This window comes from Peloplasma aerotolerans (assembly GCF_030012175.1).
In the GTDB taxonomy this organism is placed as follows: domain Bacteria; phylum Bacillota_I; class Bacilli_A; order Acholeplasmatales; family Acholeplasmataceae; genus Peloplasma; species Peloplasma aerotolerans.
This window is the reverse complement of record NZ_JASCXW010000063.1, coordinates 1-3,437: the sequence shown is the minus strand read 5'-3', so window position 1 is coordinate 3,437 and position 3,437 is coordinate 1. Positions and strand designations below refer to the sequence as shown.

The 3,437-nt window shown below is 36.3% G+C and carries 3 protein-coding genes and 11 tRNA genes; all 14 read left to right on the top strand.

Annotation, left to right across the window (positions count from 1 at the left end):
* The first annotated feature begins 12 nt into the window (after nucleotides 1–12).
* The 14 genes from QJ521_RS09465 (at nucleotide 13) to QJ521_RS09400 (ending at nucleotide 3,399) form a co-directional block, all read left to right on the top strand.
* Nucleotides 13–88 (top strand) — tRNA-Val (locus tag QJ521_RS09465).
* 7 nt (nucleotides 89–95) lie between these two features.
* A tRNA-Thr gene (locus QJ521_RS09460) sits at nucleotides 96–172 on the top strand.
* Between the two features lie 6 nt (nucleotides 173–178).
* Nucleotides 179–254, top strand: a tRNA-Lys gene (locus tag QJ521_RS09455).
* 18 nt (nucleotides 255–272) lie between these two features.
* Nucleotides 273–360: transfer RNA gene (locus QJ521_RS09450), tRNA-Leu, on the top strand.
* A gap of 6 nt (nucleotides 361–366) precedes the next feature.
* Nucleotides 367–442, top strand: a tRNA-Ala gene (locus QJ521_RS09445).
* Between the two features lie 62 nt (nucleotides 443–504).
* Nucleotides 505–581 (top strand) — tRNA-Met (locus QJ521_RS09440).
* A 4-nt stretch (nucleotides 582–585) separates the two neighbouring features.
* Nucleotides 586–662, top strand: a tRNA-Ile gene (locus QJ521_RS09435).
* 39 nt (nucleotides 663–701) lie between these two features.
* Nucleotides 702–792, top strand: a tRNA-Ser gene (locus QJ521_RS09430).
* Nucleotides 793–820: 28 nt separating this feature from the next.
* Nucleotides 821–897, top strand: a tRNA-Met gene (locus tag QJ521_RS09425).
* Nucleotides 898–900: 3 nt separating this feature from the next.
* Nucleotides 901–976, top strand: a tRNA-Asp gene (locus QJ521_RS09420).
* A gap of 6 nt (nucleotides 977–982) precedes the next feature.
* A tRNA-Phe gene (locus tag QJ521_RS09415) sits at nucleotides 983–1,058 on the top strand.
* A 266-nt stretch (nucleotides 1,059–1,324) separates the two neighbouring features.
* The gene (locus QJ521_RS09410) at nucleotides 1,325–2,002 is read left to right on the top strand and encodes a hypothetical protein (protein ID WP_282840234.1); all 678 of its coding nucleotides are present in this window, start codon (nucleotides 1,325–1,327) and stop codon (nucleotides 2,000–2,002) included.
* Nucleotides 2,003–2,093: 91 nt separating this feature from the next.
* Nucleotides 2,094–2,945 (top strand): DegV family protein, encoded by an 852-nt coding sequence (locus QJ521_RS09405; RefSeq protein WP_282840233.1) that lies wholly within the window; start codon nucleotides 2,094–2,096, stop codon nucleotides 2,943–2,945.
* A gap of 16 nt (nucleotides 2,946–2,961) precedes the next feature.
* Entirely contained in the window at nucleotides 2,962–3,399 is a 438-nt protein-coding gene (locus QJ521_RS09400; RefSeq protein ID WP_282840232.1) for a MarR family winged helix-turn-helix transcriptional regulator, read from the top strand.
* The last annotated feature ends 38 nt before the right edge of the window (nucleotides 3,400–3,437 follow it).

The window sequence follows — 3,437 nt, the reverse complement described above, 5'->3', positions numbered from 1 at the left end:
TTCTCTAAGAATGGGAGATTAGCTCAGTTGGGAGAGCATCTGCCTTACAAGCAGAGGGTCAGCGGTTCGAGCCCGTTATCTCCCACCATTCTTATGCCGAAATAGCTCAATCTGGTAGAGCAACTGACTTGTAATCAGTAGGTTGCGGGTTCAATTCCTGTTTTCGGCACCATTTTCCGACCCGTTAGCTCAGTCGGTAGAGCACTTGACTTTTAATCAAGGTGTCGAAAGTTCGATTCTTTCACGGGTCACCATTATTATATTTAATTACTGCCTCGATGGTGAAATAGGTAGACACGTGGGACTTAAAATCCCATGGATGATGAATCCGTGCCGGTTCAAGTCCGGCTCGAGGTACCAGTATTAGGGGCCTTAGCTCAGCTGGGAGAGCGCCTGCCTTGCACGCAGGAGGTCAGGGGTTCGAGCCCCCTAGGCTCCACCAAATTTTTAAAACATCATGCAATTGTTAGAATGGGTAGACCAAACATTTTAAGTGGTTATAATGGCGGCGTAGCTCAGCTGGTTAGAGTGCACGGTTCATACCCGTGAGGTCGTGGGTTCGATTCCCCCCGCCGCTACCAGTTTGGACCCGTAGCTCAGTTGGTTAGAGCTACCGGCTCATAACCGGTCGGCCGTAGGTTCGAGTCCTACCGGGTCCACCAAACTATTTTATAGTTGTCTGGAAAGTATGTTATAATAACGGAGGAATACCCAAGTCTGGCTGAAGGGATCGGTCTTGAAAACCGACAGGCTGTAAAAGGCGCGGGGGTTCGAATCCCTCTTCCTCCGCCATCAGAAGTTTAATAATTTTTTTCAATATCGCGGGATAGAGCAGTCTGGTAGCTCGTCGGGCTCATAACCCGGAGGTCGTAGGTTCAAATCCTTCTCCCGCAACCAACTGGTCCGGTGGTGTAGGGGTTAACATGCCTGCCTGTCACGCAGGAGATCGCGGGTTCAAATCCCGTCCGGACCGCCATTATTAGGCTCTGTAGCTCAGTCGGTAGAGCAAAGGACTGAAAATCCTTGTGTCGGCAGTTCAATTCTGCCCGGAGCCACCACTTTTCACTCAATAAGGCCATTTAGTAGGCTTTTTTTTATTTATAGCACAACTCACAATACTGAATGATTAAAAACTACTGTTGATATCATTTTTTGTCGCATGATTGAAGCTGTATATTTCGCGATATAAACTTCATATTTATTATATATACTCGTACAATGAAACCTTGAAAGATGCTTTTTAACTACGGTTTAAAGGTATGAGCTATTTAAAAAAAAGTAATATTGATTAATCGGCAGTATTATAATGTGAGGTGATTACCAAATGAAATTAAAAGCATTGCATCGATTCAAAGGAATAAAAGAGTTTAATTTATTTTCTGACTATTTGGAGCAAATAGACTGGAAAATTGACAAGAAATTACTGAAAGAAAGAGTTGAGGAGTATAAAAACGATTTGTATATAATTGATTTAAAGCGAAAATATTTGGATTTGGGAATATCTATTTGGCCATTAAAAGATGAAGAATCTATTACATGGATTGATACTATTTTGTTAATGAGAAGATTAATGATTGAGTTATTCAAAAAAGGTGTTAATACAAATGAAATAACAATACTCATGGAATACCCTTTAGTTTTTGGCAATTACATGAGATCAGATTATCTACTAGTTTATGACCGTTTAATTATTGTTCTTGAGTTTGGTATGTTTAATCAGGACGAAAGAAGAAGTGAGGAAAGATATACTAAAAAATTACAAGAATCGATTAATCATCGTCAAATCATAGCAAATATGGTTTCTAAATTGGTGGACGTTGTGAACTATGTCATGATTTATAGGCCAGAGTACGACTCAAAAAATGAAAAATTAATGGATGATAATAAGGAGTATAATACAGGAGAAATCATAAAATTGACTGAGTTTGTTATTAAAAATATCCGTAATCAAGATAGACTTACAGCTATTAAACAACTAGAATCAATTCAAGATTATAATTAATCTATCTTTTTGATTGACTTTATACCTAGTTGTGATATCATATAATTAACAATAATATTTGATGTTCAAAATATTTGAAGGAGAAAATAAAATGAGTGATAAAATTGGAATCGTAGTATGTGGTAACTCAGGTGTTGATTATATGAAGTTGGATTATCCAGTTAAGTTGATAAGATCAACATTGAACTTAGGTGGCAAAGAATATGAAGATTATGTTGATATTCAAGCGAAGGAATTTTATGATGTAATCATGGCTAATCCGGATATTGATGTTTCAACATCTCAAACCTCAACTGGAAAAATCGCTAGCGTCTATGAAGAATTGAAGGAAGAAGGATATACTGAAGTTATTGCTATTGTCATTTCTTCAAAATTAAGTGGGACATATCAAGGAGCAGTTTTAGCTAAAGATATGGTTCCAGGAATCAATGTTTACGTTATTGATTCAAGAAGTGTGTCTTATGGTGAAGCATATTTAGTTTTAGAAGCTATTAAAATGATTAAAAATGGTAGTAAAACTAGAGACATCATTGATAAATTAGAAAAAATAAGAGATAATATATATCTCTATGTCCTCGTCGATACTCTTAAGTATCTAGTTAAAAATGGTAGACTATCTGCTACAAGCGGTTTTTTAGGTACATTGTTGAAGATTAAACCACTTCTACACGTGCAAAGAGATGGTAGTCTAGTCCCATTTGAAAAAATTAGAACAACTAGTAAAGCTCAAGCTAGATTAGTTGAAGTTATTAAACACGATATTGAAGGCAAAAATGTTGTAATGTTTATAGCGTATACTAACAACGAAGAAAAGGCTAAAGAAATTAAGCAACAAATATTAGACGTACGCCAAGATGTAACTGTTGAATTAGTTCCATTAACACCAGTTGTTGGAGCACATGCTGGTCCTGGAACACTAGGTGTAGGTTATATAGTATTATAAAAAGGTGGTAATTAAAGTGGTCTCTCCAAAAGAAGTTATTAACGAGTTGTTGGTAGATGTTTTTAATCAAATTTTAAGCATAGAAGCTGACGTTTTAAAAAAACGCGGTGTCAAGATTTCTATGACAGAAGTTCATGTTTTAGAAGCGATTAGAAATACAAAAGTACCTACGATGGGAAATGTCGCACAAAAATTAAGAGTTACTTTGGGGACGCTTACTACCTCTATTAACGTTTTGGTTAGAAAAAACTTCGTTTTTAGATATCGAGATGAAGCTGATAGAAGAAAAGTATATTTAAAGTTAAACGAATCAGCAAACGATGTATTGAAAGTTCATGATGAGTTCCACGATGAAATGGTTACATCACTTTTTAAAGATTTGGAATTAGAAAAAGACGAAGTGTTGATGAAATCATTAGAAAACATAAGTCAATATTTCAAACAAAGGTACTAAACAATAAAATATTTGAAGCAAGCATCCTACGGATGCTT

Coding starts and splice junctions, on each gene's coding strand:
- QJ521_RS09410 (WP_282840234.1), top strand. CDS start 1,325: ATGAAATTAAAAGCATTGCATCGATTCAAAGGAATAAAAGAGTTTAAT.
- QJ521_RS09405 (WP_282840233.1), top strand. CDS start 2,094: ATGAGTGATAAAATTGGAATCGTAGTATGTGGTAACTCAGGTGTTGAT.